Raw genomic sequence first — 23,179 nt, 5'->3', positions numbered from 1 at the left:
GACCCCAAGCCCATTCCCCCCCCCATCCCCGAGCCCGAGCGGCAGCCGCTGCCCGACCCCTTGCCCGATCCGGGCCCGGACGAGATCCCGCTGCCGGCGGTGATCGGGCTGGACGCCATCCCGGCGGTGCTGGCGGCGGGATGGCGGGATTTCCGCCGCGCCCCGGCCTTTGGCCTGCTGTTCGCGGCCTTCTATGTCGCGGGCGGGCTGGTGCTGACCGCGGTGGCCACGGCGGCGGGGCAGGAATGGTGGCTGATGCCCTTCATCGTCGGCTTTCCGCTGATCGCGCCCTTTGCCGCCGTCGGCCTCTACGAGGTCAGCCGGCGCATCGAATCGGACCGGCCGCTGATCTGGCGCGAGGTGCTGGCCGTGGTCATCGCGCAAAAGGACCGGCAGGTGCCGTCGATGGCCATGGTCATCCTGCTGATGTTCATGTTCTGGGTCTTTGTCGCCCATACCACCTTCGCGCTGTTCATGGGCGTTTCGGCGCTGACCAACATCACCTCCTCGCCCGAGGTGCTGCTGCAGGGCCGCGGGCTGGTGATGCTGGGGGCGGGCACGGCGATCGGGGCGGGCTTTGCCGCGGTGCTGTTCTCGATCACCGTGGTCGGGCTGCCGCTGATCCTGGACCGCGAGGTGGACCTGGTCTCGGCCATCATCGCCAGCTTCCAGGCGGTGGGGGCGAACCTGCCAGTGATGCTGTCCTGGGCCGTGGTCATCGCCACGCTGCTGTTCGCGGGCATCGTGCCGCTGTTCCTGGGGCTTTTCGTCGTGCTGCCGGTGCTGGGCCATGCCAGCTGGCACATGTACCGGCTGCTGATGCCGGACCCCGAGCCATGAAAAAGGGCGGCCCGGCGGCCGCCCGATCATCTTGCGCCGATGCCGGGATCACTCGGCTTCGGCATTGGCCGCGCGGGCGGGCGGCGCCAGCTTGGGGGTCACGCCATTGGCCAGCGGATCTTCCTGGCGCTGGACCGAGCCCTCGAAATGGGCGCCGGATTCGATGGCGATGGTCTTGTGGATGATGTCGCCCTCGACTCGCGCGGTGGCGGTCAGGCGGACCTTGAGGCCGCGGACGCGGCCGACGACGCGGCCGTTCACCACGACTTCCTCGGCGACGATCTCGCCGCGGATGGTGGCGCTTTCGCCGACGATCAGCTGATGGGCGCGGATGTCGCCCTCGACGGTGCCTTCGACCTGGACGTCGCCCTGGGTTTGGAGGTTGCCGGTGACGGTCAGGTCCGCAGACAGCACCGAAGGCGCGGTGCGCGCACGCGGGGCCGCGGCTGCCGGAATGTCGTAACTCGTGTCAAGGCCGCGCGCCGGTTCGGGCTCGGGGGTCGGCTGGGTACGGGGGCCGGGTTCGGTAACACGGGTCTTAGAAAACATTTTGGGCTGCCTTGATGAAGCTCATGGGATTCACGGCACGGCCGTTCACGCGGACTTCATAGTGAAGATGCGGCCCGGTCGATCTGCCGGTATTGCCCATATCACCGATCTGGCTGCCGCGCGACACCTTTTGACCGGCCTTCACGCGAATCTTGGACAGGTGGCCATAGCGGGTCTCGGTGCCCAACTCGTGCCGGATCTTGATCAGGTTGCCGTAGCCGCGCTGCCAGCCGGCAAAGATCACCGTGCCCTCGCCCGTGGCATAGACCGGCGTGCCGACCGGGGCGGCCATGTCGATGCCCTCATGCGCGCGGCCCCAGCGGCGGCCGAAGGGCGAGGTATAGCGGAAGGCCGATTTCACCGGCATGGCCAGCGGCATCTTCTCGACCGCGATGCGGTAGCTGTTCATCTGGTCCAGGGTGATCAGGATCTCTTGCGCCTTGGCCTCGCCCTGGCTGATCTCGGCATTTCCGCTGGAGGAATAGCTGACCGGGTTCAGCGGGCCGCCCTGCCCGGCATAGCCGCGGCGCACGGTGCGCAGGATCTCGTCCGGGTTCATGCCGACGCTGCGGAACATGTCGTCCAGCGGCTTGACCGAGACGGACACGGCGTCTTCCAGCTGCGACAGGATCTCGTCGTTGCGGGCGACGATCTGGTCGCGCTCCAGCGTGACGGCCTCGGCCAGGCGGCGGGCGTCCTCGGCCTGCTGCACCGCCTCGATGCGCTGGCCGGCGGCCTGTTTCAGCTCGCCCGCCAGGATGTCCAGCGCGGCCTGCAGTTCGGCGGTGCGGACGGGGGCGGCCTCGCCCTCGGGGCCGGCCAGCGCCTCGGCCTGCTGGCGGGCCTTCACCGCGTCCTGCAGGTCGGCCTGCACCGCGCCCAGCCCGGTTTCCAGTTCGCGCCGCTGCGCCTCGGTCTCCAGCAGCAGCGATTGCATGTGCGAGACCTGGTCCAGCGCCACGGCAAAGCGGTTCTGCGCCGCCACCGCCTCGGCGGCGCGGCGGTCGCGTTCGGCGGAAAGGTCGGTCAGCCGCGCTTCCAGGGCGCTTTGCGCCAGCCGGGCCTGGTGGCGCGACGAGCCGGCGCTGATCGCGTCGATGACCAGGATCGAGCTGGCGATGATCGACCAGCCGAAGACCAGCGCGATGCCCCCCAGGGCAAGAAGCTGCGTGGCCGGACGCAGCCGCAGGAAGCGGGTGGTCCTGTCCGACTTCAGGAAAAGGCGCTGTTCTGGCAGCCAGCGCTCAAGCACCGAATTCAGGCTGTGGGTGATCCGCAATGTCCCAGGTCCATGTTGTTTCGGCCGACCTGCCGGGCAAAGGCGGTCATGGCTGCGCACGGATAAATCCGACCTGTGGTCAAAGCGCAACAGGGGCGGGGGGCCTGCCCGAAGCTTGGGCGGATTGACGCCGATCGGGGCTGGCGGCGCGGGTGGTTATCCGCCGGGCGCAAAGGGGCCAAAACTGCAACCATGGGTTGATGGGAACGGGCCTTTCCATGAATCTATGAAAGATTGAAGGCATTTTTCCCCGCGGAATCGGATGGCGCGTCTTGACCGTCCGGTTCGGTTCGGCGCAGCAGGCGGCCGGATGACGCTGCCCGCAAAATGGGCAAACGAACGGGTTCAGACCGGCCGGTTCAGTGATTCCCCGCGGCTGTTCCGCCTGCGCGCCGGGAACCGCGCCGCGGGTCGCGGCGTTTGTGGCGGTTTCAGGCGATCTCGTAGGGCAGCGGGCCGGGGCGATCCGCCGGGATGCGGATATGGCGGTCCACCGGCGGCACCGAGCGCTGGTGGCAGTTCGGCCGCGGGCAGATCCGGCAGGACACGCCGATCGGCTCGAACAGCTGCGGATTGCCGATGTCCAGCCCGTCGGCATAGACCACGTCGCGGGCATGGCTGATCTCGCAGCCCAGGCCGATGGCGAAGCGGCGCACCGGCGCGCCAAAGGCGCCCGCGGGCTTGGACACGTCCCGCGCCAGCAGCAGGTAGCGCTTGCCGTCCGGCGTCTCGGCCAGCTGGCGCAGGAAGCGGCCGGGCGTCTCGAAGGCCTGATGCACGTTCCACAGCGGACAGGCGCCGCCGAAGCGGGCGAATTGCATCCGCGTGGCGGAATGGCGCTTGGTGATGGTGCCCGCCTGGTCGACGCGGACGAAAAAGAACGGCACCCCCCGGTCGCCGCCGCGTTGCAGGGTCGAGAGCCGATGCGCCACCTGTTCCAGCGAGGCGTGGAACAGATGCGCCAGCCGCTCGAGGTCGTGCCGCTCGGCCCGCGCGGTGGCCAGGAAGCGGGAATAGGGCATCATCGCCGCGCCGGCGAAATAGTTCGCCAGCCCCAGCCGGGCGATGTCGCGGGCCGAGCCGCTGCGAAAGCGCGCCAGTTCCAGCGTCGCCTCCAGCAGGTCGCCGCGCGATTCCAGCGCCAGCAGGTGCAGCAGCTGGAAGGCCTGCGTGGCGGGCTCGGCGGCGGCGTTCAGGGTGATGCGTTTGCCGTCGCGCAGATAGACCGGGCCGCTGCCCAGCTCGGCCGTCACCACCTCGATGCCGCGCTCGGCCAGGGCGGCGATGGCGCGGTCCAGGGGGCGCTGCTCGGGGCGGATGCGGGCGAAATGCTCGGCGGCGTGGTCCACCGCGTCGATATAGTTGTCGCAATAGTGGAAGAAGTCGCGCACCTCTTCCCAGGGCGAGGGGGTGGCGTTCTGCGCCCCCGCCCCCAGCGCCTCGTCCAGCGCCGCCAGCCGCTCCTGCCCCTCGCGATGGGCGCGATAGAGGTCCAGGAAGGCGCGCGCCAGCGCCGGGGCGTTGGTCGCGGCCAGCCGCAGGTCGGCGCGGGGCGGCGTGGCGTCGAACAGCGGATCGGCCAGCGCCTCGGCCATGTCCATCACCATGCGCTCGGCATCGCCGACCGCCATGGCGCCCAGATCGACCGAAAACTCGGAGGCCAGCTTCAGCAGCACCCCGGCCGAGACCGGGCGGTGGTTGTTCTCCATCTGCGACAGATAGGGCAGCGACACGCCCAGCCGGTCGGCAAAGGCGCGCTGGGTCAGGCCGGCGCGGGCCCGCGTCTCGCGCAGGGCGACGCCGGCATAGATCTTTTGTGTGGCCATGCGAGTCCTCTTTGCAAAGCAGCCATACGCTTTGCAAAGGCGTTGCCGCAAGGGGGATCAGCGGCCGGCGATGACCTGCCTTTCGCGGATCATGACCCAGAGGATGAAGCCGATCGAGGCGATGGCCGACCCGGCCATGATGACCAGAAGCGGCGCCGCCCCCGATTCGTCGTGCAAGAGCGCGCCGGCCAGCGCCGCCAGCCCGGCGCCGCCCGCCACCGCCATGGCGCCGCCCAGCCCGCTGGCGGTGCCGGCCAGTTCGGGGCGCACGCTCATCATCCCGGCATTGGCATTGGGCAGCACCATGCCGTTGCCCAGCCCCATCAGCCCGACCGAGCCGAAAAAGACCAGCGGCGTCAGCCCGCCCATCAGGTCCACCGCCAGCGCCATCACCAGGAAGACCGAGCAGATCAGCGCCCCCGACAGGATCATCCGGTTCATGCCGATGCGGGTCGAGAACCGCGCCGAAAGGTAGTTCCCCAGCGCATAGCCGATCGAGGGGCCGGCGAACCAATAGCCGACCTCGGCCGGCGACAGGTGCAGCACCACCTGGCCGACAAAGGGCGCGCCGCCCAGATAGGCATAGAACGACCCCGCGCTGAGCGTCGCCGCCAGCGCATAGCCCCAGAAGCGCTGCGAGCGGGCAAGCACCGGATAGGTGGCGACCTGCCGGCGCAGCGGCACGCCGCCGCCGCGCGCCGTCTCGGGCAGGTCGAAGGCGCAAAGCGCCATGACCGCCAGCCCGGTCAGCCCCATGGCGACGAAGCTGGCGCGCCAGCCCAGGGTCTCGTCCAGCACGCCCCCCAGCGTGGGCGCGACCATCGGCACCAGCGACATGCCCATGGTGACATAGCCGATCATGCTGGCCGCCTGCTCGGCCGGCACGATGTCGCGCACCACGGCGCGGCTGATGACGAAGCCGGTGGTGGCGACCGCCTGGATCAGGCGGAACAGCATGAACCAGGCCGCATCCCTGGCCAGCAGCGCCCCCACGGTCGCCAGCAGGAAGATCGCGAAGGAGCCCAGCACCACCGGCCGGCGGCCATAGCGGTCGCTGATCGGGCCGCAAAGCAGTTGCAGCACCGCGCTGACCCCCAGGAAGGCCGAGACGGACAGCTGCATGAAGCCGTATTCCACGCCGAAATCCCGCGCCATGGCCGGCAGCGAGGGCAGGAAGATGTTCATCGAAAGCGCCCCGGCGGCCGAGATGGAAACCAGGGTCAGGATGCTTGGCCGGCGGGGAAGGGAAGGGGTCGCGCTGCTCATGCCCGCACCTTTGCCCGGCCGGCGGGCAAAGGCAATCGCCTGTTTACAGGGCACAGTTTCGCGTCAATGCGCCGAGCCGCCGAAATCGTGGAAGATCAGGAAGGCGCCCAGGCAGATGCAGGCAAAGCCGGCCGCCACGTTCCAGGTCAGCTTCTCGCCCAGCCACGCCCAGGAGAACAGCACGAAGACCGACAGGCTGATGACCTCCTGGATGGTCTTGAGCTGCGCGGCGTTGAAATGGCCGTAGCCGCTGCGGTTCGCGGGCACCTGCAGCACATATTCGAAGAAGGCGATGCCCCAGCTGACCAGGATGACCAGCATGAGCGGCGCGGTCTTGAACTTCAGGTGCCCGTACCAGGCGACGGTCATGAACAGGTTCGACAGGATCAGCAGGCCGATGGTGACGAACGGCACCGGCAGGTTCATTCGGCAGGATCCCAGCTGCGATGTTTTTCCAGGTTGCCGAAGCGGGTGAAGCGGCCCTCGAAGGACAGCTCGACCGTGCCGATCGGGCCGTGGCGCTGCTTGCCGATGATGACCTCGGCCTTGCCGTGGCAGGATTCCATGACCTGCTGCCACGTGGCCATCTTGTCGAGGTCGTGGTCGGCGGGCTTTTCGCGCTCGCGGTAATATTCCTCGCGGAAGACGAACATGACGATGTCGGCGTCCTGCTCGATGCTGCCGGATTCGCGCAGGTCGGACAGCTGCGGGCGCTTGTCCTCGCGGCTCTCGACCTGGCGCGACAGCTGCGACAGCGCGATGACGGGGATGTCCAGCTCCTTGGCGACGGCTTTCAGGCCCTGGGTGATCTCGCTCACCTCGTTGACGCGGCTGTCCTTGGCCGATGCGGCGCGCAGAAGCTGGAGATAGTCCACGATCAGCAGGTCCAGCCCCATGGTGCGCTTGAGCTTGCGGGCGCGGGCGGCCAGCTGGTTGATCGGCAGGGCGGGCGTGTCGTCGATGTAAAGCGGGCAGTTCTGCAGGTCGTGGGCGGCCTTGACGAAGCGGCGGAACTCGTCCTCGGTCATGTCGCCGCGGCGGATCGCCTCGCTGGGCACCTCGGCCGCCTCGGACAGGATGCGCGCGGCCAGCTGCTCGGCCGACATCTCGAGGCTGAAGAAGCCGACGACGCCCCCCGCCACCGTGCCGTGGCTGCCGTCGGGCAATTCGCCCAGGCGATGCGCCTTGGCGACGTTGAAGGCGATGTTGGTGGCCAGCGAGGTCTTGCCCATCGAGGGCCGCCCGGCCAGGATGACCAGGTCCGAGCGGTTCAGCCCGCCCATCTTGCCGTCCAGGTCCACGAGCCCGGTCGAGATCCCCGACAGCCCGCCGCCGCGGCTGAAGGCGGCATTGGCGGCGTTCAGCGCCCCGGTGACGGCGGCCAGGAAGCTCTGGAAGCCGCGCTCGGCCACGCCCTGCTCGCCGAGCTTGTAGAGGATCTGCTCGGCCTCCTTGATCTGCTCCTCGGCGGAATCGCTGACCGTGACGGTGGCGGCGCGCGCGGCGATGTCCTGCCCCAGCCCGATCAGCTCGCGGCGCAGGGCGAATTCGCGGATCATCTGCGCATAGTCGCGCGCGGCATGGGACGAGATCGCCGCCCCCGCCAGCCGCGCCAGATAGGCCGGGCCGCCCAGTTCCTTCAGGCCCGCGTCATGCTCCATGAAGGCCTTGATCGTGACCGGGCTCGCCAGGGCGTTCCTGGCGATGCGCTCGGCGCAGATCTCGTAGATGCGGCGATGGACCGGGTCGTAGAAATGCCCGGCCTGGATGATGCGCGAGACGTGGTCGTAGACCTCGTTATTGGTCAGGAGCGCGCCCAGCAATTGCTGCTCGGCCTCGATCGAGAAGGGCACCGCCTGCGCGGCGGCGGCCTCGGCGATCTCGCCGGGCTTCCTGATTTCGACGGCGCGCAACTCGCTCATCCCATGGTCTCCGACCTTCGACTCGGCTGGGGGCCGTTATCCACCTTATGCGCCCCGCGGTCCATCGGGATATGCTGTGGATAAGCTGTGGGCGGAATGCCGCGCCTGCACGGGTGGCAAGGGCGGCATGGGTATTTGGCCAACAGAGAAGGACAGGGCGGTGCCCCGGTCTTCTTCGTTGCTCAAATACCCCTTGCCACCGTGCAGCCGGGCCGGCCGGATCAGGGATGCGCGGCCTGCCAGGCGCGGGGATCGGTCAGGAAGCTTTCGACCTCGGAGAGCGTCGCCTCGTCGTAGAAGCCCTGCGCCTTGGCCTCGGCCAGCACGTCCCACCAGGTGCAGAGATGGTGCAGCCTGACGCCGTGGTCCGCCAGGCGCTGCGTGGTTTCCGGGAAGATGCCGTAGTAGAAGATCACCGCCGTATGGCCGCAGGTCGCGCCGGTTTCGCGGATCGCGTCGACGAAGCTCAGCTTCGAGCCGCCGTCGGTGGTCAGGTCCTCGACCAGCAGCACGCGCTGGCCCTCGGTCATGGCGCCCTCGATGCGGGCGTTGCGGCCGTAGCCCTTGGGCTTCTTGCGCACATAGGTCATCGGCAATTCCAGCCGCTCGGCTACCCAGGCGGCGAAGGGAATGCCCGCCGTCTCGCCGCCGGCCACGTTGTCGAAGGCGGCGAAGCCCGCCTCGCGCAGCACGGTCGCCGCCAGGAAGTCCATCAGCGTCGCGCGGATGCGCGGGAAGCTGATCAGCTTGCGGCAGTCGATATAGGTCGGCCCCTTCAGCCCCGAGGCATAGGTGAAGGGCTCGGCCGCATTGAAATGCACCGCCTTGATCTCCAGCAGCATGCGGGCGGTCAGCCGGGCGATTTCCTCATGCGGGGGGAAGGGCAGGGTCATGCGGGATCCTCGAGGTGCCAGTAGAGCGGGAAGCCGGGGTCGAAGACGGTGACGGTTTCGTCGCCGGCGGGGATATGGGTCGGATATGCGGCGGGTATCTCGCGCCTGACCAGGCGGATGCGGTCCTCGTTGGGCTCCATGCGGTAGAAAGCGGCGCCGTGGAGCGAGGTGAAGCCTTCCAGCCGGTCGAGCGCGCCCTCCTCCTCGAAGACCTGGGCCAGGATCGACATGGTGTTGGGCGCGGTGAAGCAGCCGGCGCAGCCGCAGGCCGATTCCTTGGCGCGGTCCGGGTGCGGCGCCGAATCGGTGCCCAGGAAGAAGCGCGCGTCCCCCGAGGTCGCCGCGCGGCGCAGCGCCAGCCGGTGCGTCTCGCGCTTGGCGACCGGCAGGCAGTAGTAATGCGGCCGGATGCCGCCCGCCAGGATGTGGTTGCGGTTGATGACCAGGTGATGCGTGGTGATGGTGGCGCCGATGTCGTCGTTGCCCGCGACGTAATCCACCCCGTCCGAGGTGGTGATATGTTCCATTACCACCCGCAGGCCGGGCGTGGCGCGGCGGATCGGGTCCAGGACGCGGTCGATGAACGCCGCCTCGCGGTCGAAGATGTCCACCGCCGGGTCCGTGACCTCGCCGTGGAAGCAAAGCGGGATGCCGGCCTGGGCCATGGCCTCCAGCACGCCGCGCACCTTGTCGAAATCGCGCACGCCCGAGGCCGAATTGGTGGTCGCCCCGGCCGGGTAGAGCTTGACCGCCGAGATGATTCCCTGCGCATGGGCAGCCAGCACATCGGCCGGATCGGTGGTTTCGGTCAGGTAGAGCGTCATCAAGGGACGCAACGTCATTTCCGGGGCCAGGGCGGCGCGGATGCGGTCGCGATAGGCCGCGGCCTGCGCCCCTGTCACCACCGGCGGCACCAGGTTCGGCATGATGATCGCCCGGCCGAAATGGCCGGAAAATGAAGCCACTGCCTGCAACATGGCGCCGTCGCGCAGGTGCAGGTGCCAGTCGTCGGGGCGTCGGAGCGTCACGGATTTGGTCATGATTTTCCCTCTATACCGGGTGCGGCAGCAAGGCCATAGGGCAAAGATCCCGTCCACGGGGGCTCTTGGCATTTCCCCGCCATGGGCGCAGCCTTGCCCGCCTGTTGTTCGTTCATAGGGAATTCGTGATGGGTTTCGGGAAGATGAATTATGCGGCGATGCAGGCGCCGCTGCTGTTGTGGCAGCAGATGGCGCGCATGGCCTGGGAATCGCAGATGGTCATTGCCTTGCGGACGGCGGGGATGATGGGGCTTGTGCGCCAGGACGCGGCCGAGCCGCAGCGCATGGTGGTGGAAAAGGCCGATGCCGCCTCCGAGGCGCTGCAGGCCGCGCTGCGTGCCGCCGGGCGGGGCGAGCGGGCCGACCGGGTGATGGCGGCGGCGCTGCGGCCCTATCGCAAGCGCACCCGTGCCAATGTGCGGCGCCTTTCGGGCAAGAACTGACGGGCGACCGGCGGCGCCGGTCCGCCGGAAATGAAAACGCGCCCGGCGAGGGCGCGTTTCGGTTTTCGGATCGAGCCCTTGCGGGTTCAGATGTGGGCTCAGATCAGCTTGCCCATGGCGACCGCGGTGTCGGACATGCGGTTCGAGAAGCCCCATTCGTTGTCATACCAGGTCAGGATGCGGCAAAGCTTGCCCTCCATCACCTTGGTCTGGTCCATGTGGAAGACCGAGCTGTGGCTGTCGTGGTTGAAGTCCGAGGAAACCAGCGGCTCGTCGGTATAGCCCAGGATGCCCTTCAGCGGGCCGTCGGCGGCGGCGCGGATGGCCTGGTTGATTTCCTCGACCGAGGTGTCGCGGGCGGCTTCGAAGACCAGGTCCACGACCGAGACGTTGGGCGTCGGCACGCGGATCGCCACGCCGTCCAGGCGGCCCTTGAGTTCGGGCAGCACCAGGCCCACGGCCTTGGCCGCGCCGGTCGAGGTCGGGATCATCGACAGCGCCGCGGCGCGGGCGCGATACAGATCCTTGTGCATGGTATCCAGCGTCGGCTGGTCGCCGGTATAGCTGTGGATCGTGGTCATGAAGCCGCGGGCGATGCCGATCGAATCGTTCAGCACCTTGGCCACCGGCGACAGGCAGTTCGTCGTGCAGCTGGCGTTCGAGACGACGATGTCGTCCTTGGTCAGCGTGTCGTGGTTCACGCCGAAGACGATGGTCTTGTCGGCATTGTCGCCGGGGGCCGAGATCAGCACCCGCTTGGCGCCGGTCGACAGGTGCGGCTGCACCTTTTCCTTGGAGGCGAAGATGCCGGTGCATTCCATGATGACGTCGATGTCGCCCCAGGGCAGGTCGGCCGGGTTGCGGATCGCCGTGACCTTGATCGGACCGCGGCCGACGTCGATCGAATCGCCCGAAACCGTGACCTGGGCGGGGAAGCGGCCGTGGACCGAGTCGTAGCGCAGCAGATGCGCATTGGTTTCGACCGGGCCCAGGTCGTTGATCGCCACGACCTCGATATCATTGCGCCCCGATTCGATGATCGCGCGCAGCACGTTCCGACCGATCCGGCCAAAGCCGTTGATCGCTACCTTGACAGCCATAGGTTTCCTCCGCCGCTGATGATGTTCGCGCTGCAAATAGCCCGCATCGCCGGGGGAATGCAAATGCCTGCAAGCGAAAGGGGCGGAAACTCGGCGGAAAGGGGGGTGCCGGGGGCATGGTTGCGACGTATGGTCGCTGCCGCTGCGCCCGGCCGGCGGCGGGGATGGCCGGCGCCGGCGGCGCAAGCCGCTTGCCGCGGTGCCGAATGCTGCAGGGCGGCGAATCGCGGCGCCGGCGTCAGCGCCAGAAGCTGAGATATTCGATGAGGCTGGCGAACGCCTTGCCCAGGAACAGCGGCAGGTTCCAATGCAGCACCAGCGCATCCGCCGCGAAGAGGCCCAGGACCAGGAGCCCCAGCACGAGCGCGATCTGATTTGTCATGCCATCCGTCCCGTCCCTGCCGTCCCCCGGCGCGATGCGCCGTCCCGCCCCCTGCTAGGGCAGAGGCCGGGGCCGGGCAAGCCTTTGCGGCCTGCCGCCGCGCCGCGCCTTGCGCCATGGGGCCCTGCCGTCTGTCCGTGCCGTCCTTGCTGCGGGCCTTGGGGGGCCTTGGGCAGCCTGCGACGGGTTTTCGGATTGCGGCGGGCGGGATCCGTCAGCCGGGCGGGGCTTGCGGTTCCTCTTCCGCTTCCTCCTCGGCTTCCTGGGCGATCAGGAACAGGTCGCCCGCCGCCTCCATGCGGCGGATCGTGACCACGACCTGGTCCATCGCCTCCTCGGCGTCGCGGGCCGAGACCTTGCCGAGCGCCTCGATCTCTTCGCGCATCGACTCGGCCAGGCGCGAGGAAATGCCGCCCAGCAGGAAATCCACGGTTTCGCGCGCCGGGCCGCGGGCGCCGGCCAGCGCCTTGAGCAGCACGGGATTGTCCACCTCGCGCAGGATGCGGGCGATGTCGCGCCGGTCGATGCGGCGCGGGATATGCGCCCAGGTGAAGATGGTCTTGCGCACCTCGCCGGCAAAGGCGGCATCGTCGTCCTCGAGCCCGGCCAGGACGCCGTCGCGCATGCTGGAGGGCGAGAAGTTCAGGATCGCGCCGACCTTTTCGCCCGCCTTGCCCTCCAGCGCCGGCTGCGGCACGGCGTCGGCGGCATGGAGCAGCGCCCGGCCGATGCGTTGCAGCGCCGCGGGGGTGATGCCGCCGGTCAGCGACATGGCATAGGCGATCTGGCGCGCGCGTTCCTGTTCGAGCAGGCCGAACACCTCGGCCGCGCGCGGCACCGGCAGTTTCGAAAACATCACCGCCCCGATCTCGACCGCTTCGGTGCGGGCCAGTTCGACCAAGAGCGCGGGGGGCAGGGCGGCGATGCTGTCCCAGGGGTTGCCGGCGCCGTTGAGCGCCGCCATGCGCCGCAGCTGGTCGGTCGTGTCGGGCGAAAGATGCCCGTCGAGCAGGTCCAGCGTGCCGTCGATGTCGCCTGGAAAGGACAGGCCGACCGCTTCCAGCCTGTCGCAGAACTCGGCCACGATGGCATTGCGCGTCTCGCGGTCGATCATCCCCATCAGCGCCATTTCCTGCGCCAGGTCGGTCTGCAGTTCCGGCGGCAGCCGGGCGAGGTCGATGTCCCCGCCCTCGGCCAGCACCAGCCGCACGATCACCGCAGCCTTTTGCCGCGGACTGAGCCCCGCCGTCGCCCCGAGCGCCGGAACACCCATGGATTGCCCCCGATTCCAAACCTGTCGGGGGCAATCTGGCAGGAAAAAGCGAACGAGGGGTTAATGCGCGCCGTTTTCGCCGAACACGCGGGCGAAAATCGTGTCCACGTGCTTGGTGTGATAGCCCAGGTCGAATTTCTCCTCGATCTCGGCGGGGGACAGCGCGGCCGTCACCTCGGCGTCGGCCAGCAGCTCGGTCTTGAAATCGGCGCCCTGTTCCCAGACCTTCATGGCGTTGCGCTGGACCAGGCGATAGGCGTCCTCGCGGCTGACGCCGGCCTGGGTCAGGGCCAGCAGCACGCGCTGCGACATGACCAGCCCCTTGAACTTGTTCATGTTCCTGAGCATGTTCTCAGGGTAGACCACCAGCTTTTCGATCACGCCGGCCAGGCGGTTCAGGGCGAAGTCCAGGGTGATCGTCGCATCCGGGGCGATGCCGCGCTCGACCGAGGAATGGCTGATGTCGCGTTCATGCCACAGCGCCACGTTCTCCATCGCCGGCACCACGGCCATGCGCACAAGGCGGGCAAGGCCGGTCAGGTTCTCGGTCAGCACCGGGTTCCGCTTATGCGGCATGGCCGAGCTGCCCTTCTGGCCGGGGCTGAAATATTCCTCGGCCTCCAGCACCTCGGTGCGCTGCATGTGGCGGATCTCGATGGCGATGTTCTCGATCGAGCTGGCGATGACGCCCAGCGTGGCGAAGAACATGGCGTGGCGGTCGCGCGGGATGACCTGGGTGCTGATCGGCTCGGGCGAGAGGCCCATCTTGGCGCAGACATGCTCTTCGACCGCGGGGTCGATGTTGGCGAAGGTGCCGACCGCGCCGGAAATGGCGCCGGTCGCCACTTCCTCGCGGGCGCGCAGCAGGCGTTCGCGGCCCCGCGCCATCTCGGCGTAGAAGCGGGCGAAGGTCAGGCCCATGGTCGTCGGCTCGGCATGGATGCCGTGGCTGCGGCCGATGCGGACGGTGTCCTTGTGCTCGTAGGCGCGTTTCTTCAGCGCGGCCAGCACCTTGTCCATGTCGGCCAGCAGGATGTCGGCGGCGCGCACCAGCTGCACGTTCAGCGTGGTGTCCAGCACGTCCGAGCTGGTCATGCCCTGGTGGACGAAGCGGGCCTCCTCGGCGCCGATATGCTCGGCCAGGTGGGTCAGGAAGGCGATGACGTCATGCTTGGTCACGGCCTCGATCTCGTCGATGCGGGCGACGTCGAACTCCACGTCCCGGGCCTTCCAGACGGCCTCGGCATTCTCGCGCGGGATCACGCCAAGGTCGGCCTGGGCGTCGCAGGCATGCGCCTCGATCTCGTACCAGATGCGGAACTTGGTCTCGGGCGACCAGATGGCGACCATTTCGGGACGGGCATAGCGCGGGATCATGCAGGGCTCCTTGGGTTTGCCGGGGTTTTAGCGGCAAGGCCCCGGACCCGCAACCGCGGCGGCAGGGGCCGCGGCGGCCCCTGCGCGGCTGTTGCCGATTCAGGCCAGGACGAGCGGCTGGCCGTTCTTCGAGTGGCGATGCGCCAGCTTGCGCGCCTTGCGCCCCGAGGCCAGCATCCGCGCGCCCGCGGGGGCATGGGTGCGCTGGGTCAGCTCGGGGAAGATGGCGAGGATTTCCTCGACCGCCGTGGCGGGCAGGGCGGCAAGGGCCTGCGGACCCAGATACAGCGACTCGGTCGCGGTGCCGTTGGCCCGGACCACCTCGTGCTGGTCGAAGAGGATATGGACATATTCCACCTCGGCCAGGTCCGTGGCCAGATCGACGCCCTCGATCTGCAAAAGCTGCTTGGCGGCGACCAGGATCTCGTCGGTGCCGAACATCCGCAGGGCGACGCGCGAGCGCAGCAGGATCCGGTGCTGCGGCGAGACGACCAGGTCCGCCGAGGGCATGTCCGGCCCCAGCGCCCCGGCCCTGATGCGGACGGGCGTCAGCCGGGCGCCATGGGTGGCAAGCCGATGCGCGGCAAAGCGGCGGCGCCCGATCCAGCGGACCGGCTGGGGGCCGTGGTCGGCCGTCAGCACCAGGTCGCCGACCGACAGGCTTTCGACCGGAACCGGGCCCTGGGGCGTGTCGATCAGCGTGCCGGCGGTGAAGCAGGGAAAGACGTCGTCGTCGTCAAGGACCAGCGTGCCGGCGGGATTGTAGGCGACGTTGACGACGATGGTGTCGAGAAGATTCTGCACCGCCGCAAGAACGTCGCCGGTCAACGAGCCGCCAAGGTCCGAGATGTTCACATCCGCCAGGGTGAGCGGTAGTCCAGCGACGGTGCCGGTGATCTTGACGCTGATATGGTCCTCGGTCAGGGGCTGGTCGGTGACGAAATAGGTGTCGTCACCCTTCACGACGAAAGAGCCGCCGATCGGGTTGACCTGGACCGTCAGCGAGGCCAGCTCGATGCCAAGGAGCTTGACGGTCAGTCCCACGGCCGCCGTGGACAGCGTGCCGGTGCCGGCGAAGGTGCCGCCCGACAGCAGCGGATCGCCCTCGCCATCCACCAGCGAGACGTCGTCGCCGCGGGACAGCGTGGTGCCGTGGGGTTCATCCACGTCGTACTGGGTGAACTGGGTGGAGCCGCTGAGTTCGTTCAGCAGAAGATTGTTCCCGAGGCTGAGGACCGGGGTCTCGGCCTCCAGGTCGATGGTCGCGTCGGGTATTTTGGTGAAATAAGGCATTCTAAGATCCTGTGACAGGCAGGGCTGCGCCCATGCCGTAGGCTGGAAACCAGCCATCCGCCGACCCCAGAGGACGGATGACCGCACGTTTTGCAACCAAAACGCCATGCGTCTGGCACAGGATCACTGTAGCCGGTTTCGCGTTCGGGTTTCCATCCATTTTGCAGACAAATTGAACTAATTGCCGATTGCCCCCGGTGCAGGGCGCCGACTGTTCCGGCATCTGCGGTCGATCAGCCGGGCCAGCCCCCGGCCCGCCCTTATCGACAAGCGACGCAGGGACGGGCTGGCGGCGCGGAAATCGGGCGATAAGTCCGGCCGTTGCGTGGCTTGGCTTCGCCGTGATGCGGATCTGCCGTGCAATCCTTTCGGAAGCAACGGTGCGCCGCGCTGTCGCGGCCCTGGGCTCCAGCAAGACGTTGCCGTGCGGAGGCGATCGTGGCTCCGGCCCGCCCCCGCCCTTGGAATCTGCGGGGTTCCAGAGCCTGCCGACCCGCGGCGCCGGATCGCCGGTTTCCCGGATCGGGAAATGAAAAAGCCGCCCCGAAGGGCGGCTTCCGGTTCGTTCCGGGCTGCGGCTCAGCAGCTGTAATACATCGCATATTCGATGGGATGGGGGGTATGCTCATAGGCATAGACCTCTTCCCATTTCAGCTTGATGTAGCCTTCCAGCTGGTCGCGGGTGAAGACGTCGCCGGCCAGCAGGAAGTCCATGTCCTTCTCCAGCTCTTCCAGCGCCTCGCGCAGGCTGCCGCAGACGGTCGGGATCTCGGCCAGCTCTTCCGGCGGCAGGTCGTAGAGATCCTTGTCCGAGGCCGGGCCGGGGTCGATCTTGTTCTTGATGCCGTCAAGGCCGGCCATCAGCAGCGCCGCAAAGGCCAGGTAGGGGTTCGCGGCCGGATCGGGGAAGCGGGCCTCGACGCGCTTGGCCTTGGGCGACTCGGTCCACGGAATGCGCACGCAGCCCGAGCGGTTGCGGGCGGAATAGGCGCGCAGCACCGGGGCCTCGAAGCCGGGGATCAGCCGCTTGTAGCTGTTGGTCGCGGGGTTGGTCAGCGCATTCAGCGCCTTGGCGTGCTTGAGCACCCCGCCGATGAACCACAGCGCCTCTTGCGACAGGTCGGCATATTTGTCGCCGGCAAACAGCGGCTTGCCGTCCTTCCAGATCGACATGTTGACGTGCATCCCCGAACCGTTGTCGCCCTTCATCGGCTTGGGCATGAAGGTCGCGGTCTTGCCATAGGCGGCGGCGACGTTGTGGATGACGTATTTGTATTTCTGGATGTTGTCGGCCTGCTCGACCAGCCCGCCGAAGATCATCCCCAGCTCGTGCTGGGCGGTGGCGACCTCGTGGTGGTGCTTGTCGACCTTGATGCCCATGCGCTTCATGGTCGACAGCATCTCGCCGCGGATGTCCTGGGCGGCGTCGACCGGGTTCACCGGGAAATAGCCGCCCTTGTGGGCCGCGCGATGGGCGAGGTTGCCGTCCTCGTAGACGGTGTCGGTGTTCCAGGCGGCATCGACCGAGTCGAGTTCGAACGAGACCTTCTGCGGCGTGACCGAATAGCGCACGTCGTCGAACAGGAAGAACTCGGCCTCGGGGCCGAAATAGGCCGCGTCGCCGATTCCGCTGGATTTCAGATAGGCCTCGGCCTTCAGCGCGGTGCCGCGCGGGTCGCGGGCATAGGGCTCGCCCGTGTCGGGCTCGACCACGTTGCAATGCACGCAGAGGGTCTTTTCGGCATAGAACGGGTCGATATAGGCCGAGGAGGCGTCCGGCATCAGCTTCATGTCGGACTGGTCGATGGACTTCCAGCCGGCGATCGAGGAGCCGTCGAACATGAAGCCTTCCTCGAAGAAGTCCTCGTCCACCAGGTCGGCGACCAGCGTCACGTGCTGCAACTTGCCCTTGGGATCGGTGAAGCGGACGTCGACATATTCGACCTCTTCCGTCTTCATCAGATCCAGAACGTCCTTGACTGTCATTGGGATCCTTCCTCCATCAGTCTGCCCGGCGCCGCCGCGGGGCTGGGGTCATCGGTTTCTTGTTGCGGGTCGGGCGGGATCAGACCGCGTCGTCGCCGGTCTCGCCGGTGCGGATGCGGATGGCCTGTTCGACCGGGATGATGAAGATCTTGCCGTCGCCGATCTTCTCGGTGCGCGCGGCCGAGATGATGGCGTCGACGGCGGCCTCGACCAGGTCGTCGGGCAGCACCATCTCGATCTTCACCTTGGGCAGGAAGTCCACGACATATTCCGCGCCGCGATAAAGCTCGGTATGGCCCTTCTGCCGGCCAAAGCCCTTGACCTCGGTGACCGAGAGGCCCTGGACGCCGACTTCCTGAAGTGCCTCTTTCACATCGTCCAGTTTGAAGGGCTTGATGATGGCTTCGACTTTCTTCATCGCCTGATCCTTCTCTCGCGACTTGCCTGCGACCTGATTGGCGGGTTTGATGATGCGGGTAAATGGGGCAGGGCCAGGATCATGCGGCCGATCGCATTTGCCCGGCCGATATGCGTATATTTCGTGCAGAACGATGATAATTTAGGCAGTCACCATGTTTCATGGCACCGAAATCCTGACGACCGCTCAAATGCGCGCCATCGAATCTGCCGCGATGACCAGCGGCCGGGTCACGGGCGCAGAGTTGATGGAGCGTGCCGGCTGCGCCGTCGCCGGGCAGATCCGGCTGCGCTGGCCCAAGGCGGGCCTGGCGGTGGTGCTGTGCGGGCCGGGCAACAACGGCGGCGACGGCTATGTGGTCGCGCGGCACCTGCACCGGGCGGGCTGGCAGCTGCGGGTGCTGGGCATGGACAATGCCGCCGGCGCGGATGCGGCCCGGATGAAGGCCGAATGGCGGGCGTTGGGCCCGATCCTGCCCCTGACCGAGGACGCCCTGCGCGAGGGCCCCGATGCGGATGTCTATGTGGACGCGATCTTCGGCACCGGCCTGACCCGCGCGCCCGAGGGCGAGATCGCCGCGATCCTGGATCATCTGGGCGGCTCGGGCGGCGATTGGGCGTTCTTCCGCGAACGGCTGGTGGCGGTGGACTGCCCCAGCGGATTGTGCCTCGACAGCGGCGCCTTTCCCGGCCGGCCGCGCGAGCCCGGCGATTTCGACCTGCGCGCCCGGCTGACCGTTGCCTTCGACAGCCCCAAGCCGGGGCATCTGCTGGAACGCGGGCCGGAATGCTGCGGCGAGCTGGTCGTCGCCGACATCGGCCTGCGGCATTGGAGAGAGCGCGACATCGACGGCCGCGGGTTCCGCCCCGCCCGGCTGACCGGCATCTGGCCCCCGTTCGATATTCCCGACGCCCGGTCTGGCACGGTGCTGGCCGACCGGCTTGCCAAGCGGTCGTCCTCGCATCCCCACAAGTTCAGCCACGGCCATGCGCTGGTCGTTGCCGGCGGGCCGGGCAGGGGTGGGGCGGGGCGCCTGTCGGCCCGCGCCGCCCTGCGCATCGGCGCGGGCCTGGTGACGCTTGCGCCGCCGGCTGAGGCCCTGCCGGCCCATGCCGGCCCGCCCGATGCGCTGATGCGCCGGGGAATCGACGATCCGGCCGGGCTGCAGGACATGCTGGCGGACCGCCGGATCAACGCGCTCTGCATCGGTCCCGGCTGCGGGGTCGAGCGCGCGGCGGCGCTGCTGCCCGCGATCCTGGGCGCGGGCCGGGCGGCGGTGCTGGATGCCGATGCGCTGACCGCCCTGTCCCGCGACCCCGGCCTGATGGCGGTGCTGCACGAGAACTGCGTGCTGACCCCCCATGCGGGCGAGTTCGGGCGCGTCTTTCCCGATCTTGCCGCGCGCCTTGATCATCCGCCTGCGCCTGCGGGGACCGGCGCCGCCCATGCGCCCGATCCGGCGCGGATGGCGCGGTTCCTGGCGGAACATGCGGCCTATCGCGAGGAATTGGCAAAAATGCGCGGCCCGCTTTATTCGCGGCTCGACGCCGCCCGCGACGCGGCCGCGCGCAGCGGCGCCGTCGTGCTGCTGAAGGGCCCCGACACGGTGATCGCCGCCCCCGACGGGCGGGCTTGCATCCATTCCGCCTTCGACGTGCCTTGGTTGGCGACGGCGGGCGCGGGCGACGTGCTGGCGGGGATCATCGCCGGCCTTCTGGCCCGCGGCCTGCCGGGGCTGGAGGCGGCGGCAACCGGCGCCCGGCTTCATGCCGAGGCGGCGCGTCGCTTCGGTCCCGGTCTGATCGCCGACGATCTGCCCGAGGCGCTGCCCGCCGTGCTGCGTGGGATGGGAGTCTGAAATTACCCCTCGCATGTGGGCGGTGGCTTTGCTAGACAGCGCGCCATTGCGGGTGTGGCGAAATTGGCAGACGCACCAGATTTAGGTTCTGGCGCCGCAAGGCGTGGGGGTTCAAGTCCCTCCACCCGCACCATCAAAAGCCCAGCAAATGCTAGAAATTCCTTGTTTTGCTGGGCTTGGTCCGTTCTACTGTTACAAAGTATGTTACAAAACGGACCCTGCCCATGGCTGGCGCACAACGATACCTCTTGAACCGATCCGGCAGATTCTTTGCGCGGTTGGTGGTGCCTAAAGACCTTCGATCCATCGTCGGCAAGACCGAGCTACGCGCACCCCTCGGCCCGGATCGCAGAACCGCCATGAAGCTGCTGCCGGGCGCGGTGGCGCATCTACAGCACCAGATCGCCCAGGCAGAACGAAAGGCGGCGCCGGCTAACAACCTTGTCGCCCCAGCGCGCTATCCGCTGGCCCCGGATCAGATCGCGCTTTCGCACTACCAGCAACGGATCGCCTTTGACGACCAGATGCGCAACAGCCCGTCATACGCTGTTGTCTCAACCATCGGGATCGATGATGGTTATGTTGAGCAACTGCGGGCGGGCATCGCTGGGCGGCTGTCCGATCAGGAACTGGCCGACCTGGTGGGCGCGCGGATCGAGCGTTTCCGCGCTGCTGGGAACCTCGACGCTGCACCTGGTTCGGATGAATGGCGCACCATCGCCCGCGCCCTCTGTAGCGCCGAGCTGGAGGCTCTGGCGCGCGTCGTGGAGCGCGACGATGGCGACTATACCGGCCAGCCCTCTACGCCCCTGCTGGTCAACGCTGAGCCGCCCCAGGACGAACCCGGCCCGGTGAACCTTGCGAAGCTCTGGAACGACTATGTTGCGGCTCGGAAGGCTGCCGGCTTCATGAAGGACGGCGGGCGCCGGCAGCGCCCGGTAATCGAGAGCTTGCGCCAGTTTCTCGGACATAGCGATGCCCGCAAGGTCACGCGCAAAGACCTGATGTCTTGGCGTGATGACCTCTTGAAAAGGATCAGCGCAAAGACTGTCGCGGGCATCTATCTTTCGACCATTCGGACCCTATGGGCATGGGCTGTTGAGAACGACCGCCTGCCTGAGAATGTTGCCGAGAATGTCAAGCAGGCGAAGCCCAAGCGCCAACGCAGCCGCGATCCGGGGTATTCCGACAAAGAGGCGCTGGCGATCTTGAACGCATCGCGCGCCTATCAGCCGACGCCCGATCCGTTCGGCCATATCCGCGAACATGCAACCACCATTGCGGCTAAGCGATGGGCACCGCTTTTGTGCGCGTTCTCTGGTGCGAGGATCAGCGAAATCCTGCAACTGCGGAAGGCCGATGTTTTCCAAGAGGGCGACCGTTGGGTGATGCGAATAAGCCCCGACGCAGGCACGGTGAAGGCGGGTGACTTCCGGGACGTGCCTATTCATCGGCAGATTGTCGCGTTGGGTTTCCTCGACCATGTGAAGGCTGCCAAGGATGGCCCGCTGTTCAATTCCTCGACCGATCCGGCGAAATCGGCCCGTTCGGCACAACGGCAATCCGAACGCCTCGCGGTATGGCTCCACGAGCAAGAGCTTGTTCCCCACGGGCTGCAACCCAACCACGCTTGGCGGCATCGGCTGAAAACGCAAGCGCGTGACCTGGGGCTAGATATGCGGATTGTGAACGCCATTCAGGGGCATTCAGATAAGGACATGTCGGATGGGTATGGGACTGTCAGTCTCACCGCCAAGGCCCGCGTGATTGACGCCTTGCCCAGCTACAAACTTGAATGAAATTCATAACAACATGAGCACTTGTAATAACTAACCATTGCGTTACATTGAAACGTAGTAAGTTTTTGCGAGTGTTCACGTTGTCTAGTATCACCCAGCGCCTTGCCCGGTTGTTCGGGCAAGGCGCCACCGAACAAAAAGCCTTCACCCTGACCAGCCCCGAGGCGTTCGGCCTATTCGGTGGCCTGCCTGCTCGGTCTGGCGTTACCGTCACCAGCTCCACCGCCCTGCGCGTTCCTGCCGTTGCTGCTGCTGTCGGGCTTATCTCGGAAGCCTGCGGCAATCTGCCGTTCAAGCTGCACGACCGCGACACCCGCGAGCCGCAGAAGGATCATCCGGCCTATGAATTGATCCACGGCGAGGCGAACCCATGGACCAGCACCGAGGAACTGCGCGAGCACCTGACCCGCGATGCGCTGCTAACCGGCTCTGGTTTTGCCCAGGTGGTGCGCAATGGCGCAGGCCAGCCCCTCGAACTGCACCGGATCGACCCCGGCGCGGTATCGGTCGAAACTGACAATTACGGCGAACCGTCCTATCGCATCCGGCTGAAAGGTGGCGGCGATACGGTCCTGCCCTACAGCGACGTGCTGCACGTCAACACGCTGGACGGTATCAGCCCGATCACCCACGCCAAGGAAGCCATTGGCCTTGCCCTTGCAGCGGAACAGCACCTTGCGAACTGGTATAGCCGTTCCGGGCGTCCGGGCGGCTATCTATCGACCCCAGAAAAACTACTCGCCGACGAAGCCACCAATATCCTGCAAGCCTTTCAGGCCGGCCATACCGGGGAGCAGGCAGGCCGTCCGGCGATCTTTGACAAGGGCGTTCTTTATCACCCGGTCGCCACCAGCAACACGGATGCCGAGTTTTACACGAACCGGATTGAGCAAATCCGCGAGATCGCCCGAGCCTTCCGCATCCCGCCGAGCATGATCTTTGAGCTTGAGCGCGGAACTTGGTCGAATGTCGAACAGATGGCGCAACAGTTCCTGACCATGTGCCTGCGGCCTTGGCTGAAACGCTGGCAGGCGGCTTATGCCCGCGTCCTGCTGACCCAAGAGGAACGCCGCGCCCTCTATATCGAGGCCGAGACGAAAGACCTGCTGACCGTGGATTTTGCGGCGCAGGCCACCGCCTATTCGCAATTTGTCGCCATGCGCGCCATGACCCCGAACGAGGTCCGGGCCGGGCTAAACCTGCCGCCCATGGAAGGCGGCGATGGGCTTGTGAATCCCTTCACCACCTCGGGCGGCACGACCGCACCGGCACCGAAACCCCAAGAGGAAAACCCCGATGAATGACACCACGCAAAGCCCGCTGGAAATGCTGGCGGCGCTGGAAATCGCCCTGGCATTGGTCAATGCCGGCATCCTGACCGCCGACGAACTGCGCGCCATGATGGGCCTGCCGGTTAAGGCCGACGCATGATCGCGCCCCTACAGCCGTGGCAAGAGACCACCGTTCGCGCGATCCTCGGCCCGTGCGCGAAACTGCGCCCCGTCAGTTTCACTATTCCGCGCGGTGATCGCGTGGCGCTATCGGCGAAGCTGGCTGCCTTTCATGAAGGCGCGCGGGCATGATCGGCATTAACGCCTTTTTCGGCGACAAGGAACGCCCTTTCACCCTGTCCGA

At 67.2% G+C, this 23,179-nt stretch carries 21 protein-coding genes and 1 tRNA gene; 7 read left to right on the top strand and 15 right to left on the bottom strand.

Translation table 11 applies throughout. From position 1 onward, the window contains the following. On the top strand, window positions 1–840 hold an 840-nt coding region (locus IT40_RS22990; RefSeq protein WP_157034100.1), incomplete at its 5' end, for a DUF2189 domain-containing protein. Window positions 841–888: 48 nt separating this feature from the next. Here the strand turns inward: IT40_RS22990 and IT40_RS22985 are convergent. From IT40_RS22985 to pyrC, 8 genes are all read right to left on the bottom strand, one after another. Then, window positions 889–1,389 (bottom strand): bactofilin family protein, encoded by a 501-nt coding sequence (locus IT40_RS22985; protein WP_036760096.1) that lies wholly within the window; start codon window positions 1,387–1,389, stop codon window positions 889–891. Then, the gene (locus tag IT40_RS22980) at window positions 1,379–2,668 is read right to left on the bottom strand and encodes a M23 family metallopeptidase (RefSeq protein WP_036760094.1); all 1,290 of its coding nucleotides are present in this window, start codon (window positions 2,666–2,668) and stop codon (window positions 1,379–1,381) included. Before IT40_RS22980 ends, IT40_RS22985 begins: the two co-directional genes overlap by 11 nt. Window positions 2,669–3,099: 431 nt before the next feature. After that, window positions 3,100–4,494, bottom strand: a complete 1,395-nt coding sequence (locus IT40_RS22975) for a helix-turn-helix domain-containing protein (RefSeq protein WP_036760093.1) — start codon at window positions 4,492–4,494, stop codon at window positions 3,100–3,102. 57 nt (window positions 4,495–4,551) lie between these two features. Beyond that, complete coding sequence (locus IT40_RS22970) at window positions 4,552–5,760, bottom strand: multidrug effflux MFS transporter (RefSeq protein WP_036760090.1); 1,209 nt, start codon at window positions 5,758–5,760, stop codon at window positions 4,552–4,554. Between the two features lie 63 nt (window positions 5,761–5,823). Continuing rightward, window positions 5,824–6,186, bottom strand: a complete 363-nt coding sequence (locus IT40_RS22965; protein ID WP_036760088.1) for a DMT family protein — start codon at window positions 6,184–6,186, stop codon at window positions 5,824–5,826. Next, on the bottom strand, window positions 6,183–7,682 hold the full coding sequence (locus IT40_RS22960) for a replicative DNA helicase (RefSeq protein ID WP_036760087.1): 1,500 nt from the start codon (window positions 7,680–7,682) through the stop codon (window positions 6,183–6,185). The genes IT40_RS22965 and IT40_RS22960 overlap by 4 nt, the downstream gene beginning before the upstream one ends. A 221-nt stretch (window positions 7,683–7,903) precedes the next feature. Next, entirely contained in the window at window positions 7,904–8,575 is a 672-nt protein-coding gene (locus tag IT40_RS22955; protein WP_036760086.1) for an orotate phosphoribosyltransferase, read from the bottom strand. Then, window positions 8,572–9,615 (bottom strand): dihydroorotase, encoded by a 1,044-nt coding sequence (gene pyrC / locus IT40_RS22950; RefSeq protein WP_036760084.1) that lies wholly within the window; start codon window positions 9,613–9,615, stop codon window positions 8,572–8,574. Before pyrC ends, IT40_RS22955 begins: the two co-directional genes overlap by 4 nt. 128 nt (window positions 9,616–9,743) lie before the next feature. Between pyrC and IT40_RS22945 the strand changes: the two genes are divergently transcribed. Then, window positions 9,744–10,058: an antibiotic ABC transporter gene (locus tag IT40_RS22945; protein WP_083539132.1), complete on the top strand. Its 315-nt coding sequence runs from the start codon at window positions 9,744–9,746 to the stop codon at window positions 10,056–10,058. Between the two features lie 98 nt (window positions 10,059–10,156). Here IT40_RS22945 and gap read toward each other — a convergent pair whose 3' ends face one another. The 7 genes from gap to IT40_RS22910 form a co-directional block, all read right to left on the bottom strand. Beyond that, window positions 10,157–11,158: a type I glyceraldehyde-3-phosphate dehydrogenase gene (gene gap, locus IT40_RS22940; protein ID WP_036760081.1), complete on the bottom strand. Its 1,002-nt coding sequence runs from the start codon at window positions 11,156–11,158 to the stop codon at window positions 10,157–10,159. A 238-nt stretch (window positions 11,159–11,396) separates the two neighbouring features. Further along, window positions 11,397–11,540, bottom strand: coding sequence for a hypothetical protein (locus IT40_RS29365; RefSeq protein WP_036760079.1), 144 nt, complete (start codon window positions 11,538–11,540; stop codon window positions 11,397–11,399). 214 nt (window positions 11,541–11,754) lie between these two features. Next, the gene (locus IT40_RS22930) at window positions 11,755–12,813 is read right to left on the bottom strand and encodes a flagellar motor switch protein FliG (protein ID WP_036760076.1); all 1,059 of its coding nucleotides are present in this window, start codon (window positions 12,811–12,813) and stop codon (window positions 11,755–11,757) included. A gap of 60 nt (window positions 12,814–12,873) precedes the next feature. Further along, window positions 12,874–14,190: an adenylosuccinate lyase gene (purB, locus tag IT40_RS22925; RefSeq protein WP_036760074.1), complete on the bottom strand. Its 1,317-nt coding sequence runs from the start codon at window positions 14,188–14,190 to the stop codon at window positions 12,874–12,876. A gap of 99 nt (window positions 14,191–14,289) precedes the next feature. Beyond that, window positions 14,290–15,483, bottom strand: coding sequence for a Hint domain-containing protein (locus IT40_RS28005; protein WP_036760072.1), 1,194 nt, complete (start codon window positions 15,481–15,483; stop codon window positions 14,290–14,292). 579 nt (window positions 15,484–16,062) lie between these two features. Next, window positions 16,063–17,469 carry a type I glutamate--ammonia ligase gene (gene glnA / locus IT40_RS22915; RefSeq protein ID WP_036760071.1) on the bottom strand — a complete coding sequence of 469 codons (1,407 nt, stop codon included), beginning with the start codon at window positions 17,467–17,469 and terminating at the stop codon, window positions 16,063–16,065. Window positions 17,470–17,548: 79 nt separating this feature from the next. Then, window positions 17,549–17,887, bottom strand: a complete 339-nt coding sequence (locus IT40_RS22910; RefSeq protein ID WP_036760069.1) for a P-II family nitrogen regulator — start codon at window positions 17,885–17,887, stop codon at window positions 17,549–17,551. A 154-nt stretch (window positions 17,888–18,041) separates the two neighbouring features. On the opposite strand from IT40_RS22910, the gene IT40_RS22905 reads away from it, so the two are divergent. The 5 genes from IT40_RS22905 to IT40_RS30590 all read left to right on the top strand — a co-directional run bounded on the left by IT40_RS22905 (window position 18,042) and on the right by IT40_RS30590 (window position 22,975). Next, window positions 18,042–19,745, top strand: a complete 1,704-nt coding sequence (locus tag IT40_RS22905) for an NAD(P)H-hydrate epimerase (protein WP_036760067.1) — start codon at window positions 18,042–18,044, stop codon at window positions 19,743–19,745. 48 nt (window positions 19,746–19,793) lie between these two features. Then, window positions 19,794–19,878, top strand: a tRNA-Leu gene (locus tag IT40_RS22900). Between the two features lie 91 nt (window positions 19,879–19,969). Continuing rightward, window positions 19,970–21,544 (top strand): tyrosine-type recombinase/integrase, encoded by a 1,575-nt coding sequence (locus IT40_RS22895; RefSeq protein ID WP_243700293.1) that lies wholly within the window; start codon window positions 19,970–19,972, stop codon window positions 21,542–21,544. A gap of 80 nt (window positions 21,545–21,624) precedes the next feature. Beyond that, window positions 21,625–22,848: a phage portal protein gene (locus IT40_RS22890; protein WP_244274055.1), complete on the top strand. Its 1,224-nt coding sequence runs from the start codon at window positions 21,625–21,627 to the stop codon at window positions 22,846–22,848. Continuing rightward, window positions 22,841–22,975 carry a hypothetical protein gene (locus IT40_RS30590; RefSeq protein ID WP_276315871.1) on the top strand — a complete coding sequence of 45 codons (135 nt, stop codon included), beginning with the start codon at window positions 22,841–22,843 and terminating at the stop codon, window positions 22,973–22,975. Before IT40_RS22890 ends, IT40_RS30590 begins: the two co-directional genes overlap by 8 nt. The last annotated feature ends 204 nt before the right edge of the window (window positions 22,976–23,179 follow it).

This window comes from Paracoccus versutus (assembly GCF_000763885.1).
Classification (GTDB): Bacteria; Pseudomonadota; Alphaproteobacteria; order Rhodobacterales; family Rhodobacteraceae; genus Paracoccus; species Paracoccus versutus.
This window is presented reverse-complemented; position numbering and strand designations above follow the sequence as displayed.

Excerpts from the sequence above, each read along its gene's own strand:
- IT40_RS22985 (WP_036760096.1), bottom strand. The coding sequence starts at position 1,389 with ATGTTTTCTAAGACCCGTGTTACCGAACCCGGCCCCCGTACCCAGCCG.
- IT40_RS22975 (WP_036760093.1), bottom strand. The coding sequence starts at position 4,494 with ATGGCCACACAAAAGATCTATGCCGGCGTCGCCCTGCGCGAGACGCGG.
- IT40_RS22970 (WP_036760090.1), bottom strand. The coding sequence starts at position 5,760 with ATGAGCAGCGCGACCCCTTCCCTTCCCCGCCGGCCAAGCATCCTGACC.
- IT40_RS22965 (WP_036760088.1), bottom strand. The coding sequence starts at position 6,186 with ATGAACCTGCCGGTGCCGTTCGTCACCATCGGCCTGCTGATCCTGTCG.
- IT40_RS22960 (WP_036760087.1), bottom strand. The coding sequence starts at position 7,682 with ATGAGCGAGTTGCGCGCCGTCGAAATCAGGAAGCCCGGCGAGATCGCC.
- IT40_RS22955 (WP_036760086.1), bottom strand. The coding sequence starts at position 8,575 with ATGACCCTGCCCTTCCCCCCGCATGAGGAAATCGCCCGGCTGACCGCC.
- pyrC (WP_036760084.1), bottom strand. The coding sequence starts at position 9,615 with ATGACCAAATCCGTGACGCTCCGACGCCCCGACGACTGGCACCTGCAC.
- IT40_RS22945 (WP_083539132.1), top strand. The coding sequence starts at position 9,744 with ATGGGTTTCGGGAAGATGAATTATGCGGCGATGCAGGCGCCGCTGCTG.
- gap (WP_036760081.1), bottom strand. The coding sequence starts at position 11,158 with ATGGCTGTCAAGGTAGCGATCAACGGCTTTGGCCGGATCGGTCGGAAC.
- IT40_RS29365 (WP_036760079.1), bottom strand. The coding sequence starts at position 11,540 with ATGACAAATCAGATCGCGCTCGTGCTGGGGCTCCTGGTCCTGGGCCTC.
- IT40_RS22930 (WP_036760076.1), bottom strand. The coding sequence starts at position 12,813 with ATGGGTGTTCCGGCGCTCGGGGCGACGGCGGGGCTCAGTCCGCGGCAA.
- purB (WP_036760074.1), bottom strand. The coding sequence starts at position 14,190 with ATGATCCCGCGCTATGCCCGTCCCGAAATGGTCGCCATCTGGTCGCCC.
- IT40_RS28005 (WP_036760072.1), bottom strand. The coding sequence starts at position 15,483 with ATGCCTTATTTCACCAAAATACCCGACGCGACCATCGACCTGGAGGCC.
- glnA (WP_036760071.1), bottom strand. The coding sequence starts at position 17,469 with ATGACAGTCAAGGACGTTCTGGATCTGATGAAGACGGAAGAGGTCGAA.
- IT40_RS22910 (WP_036760069.1), bottom strand. The coding sequence starts at position 17,887 with ATGAAGAAAGTCGAAGCCATCATCAAGCCCTTCAAACTGGACGATGTG.
- IT40_RS22905 (WP_036760067.1), top strand. The coding sequence starts at position 18,042 with ATGTTTCATGGCACCGAAATCCTGACGACCGCTCAAATGCGCGCCATC.
- IT40_RS22895 (WP_243700293.1), top strand. The coding sequence starts at position 19,970 with ATGGCTGGCGCACAACGATACCTCTTGAACCGATCCGGCAGATTCTTT.
- IT40_RS30590 (WP_276315871.1), top strand. The coding sequence starts at position 22,841 with ATGAATGACACCACGCAAAGCCCGCTGGAAATGCTGGCGGCGCTGGAA.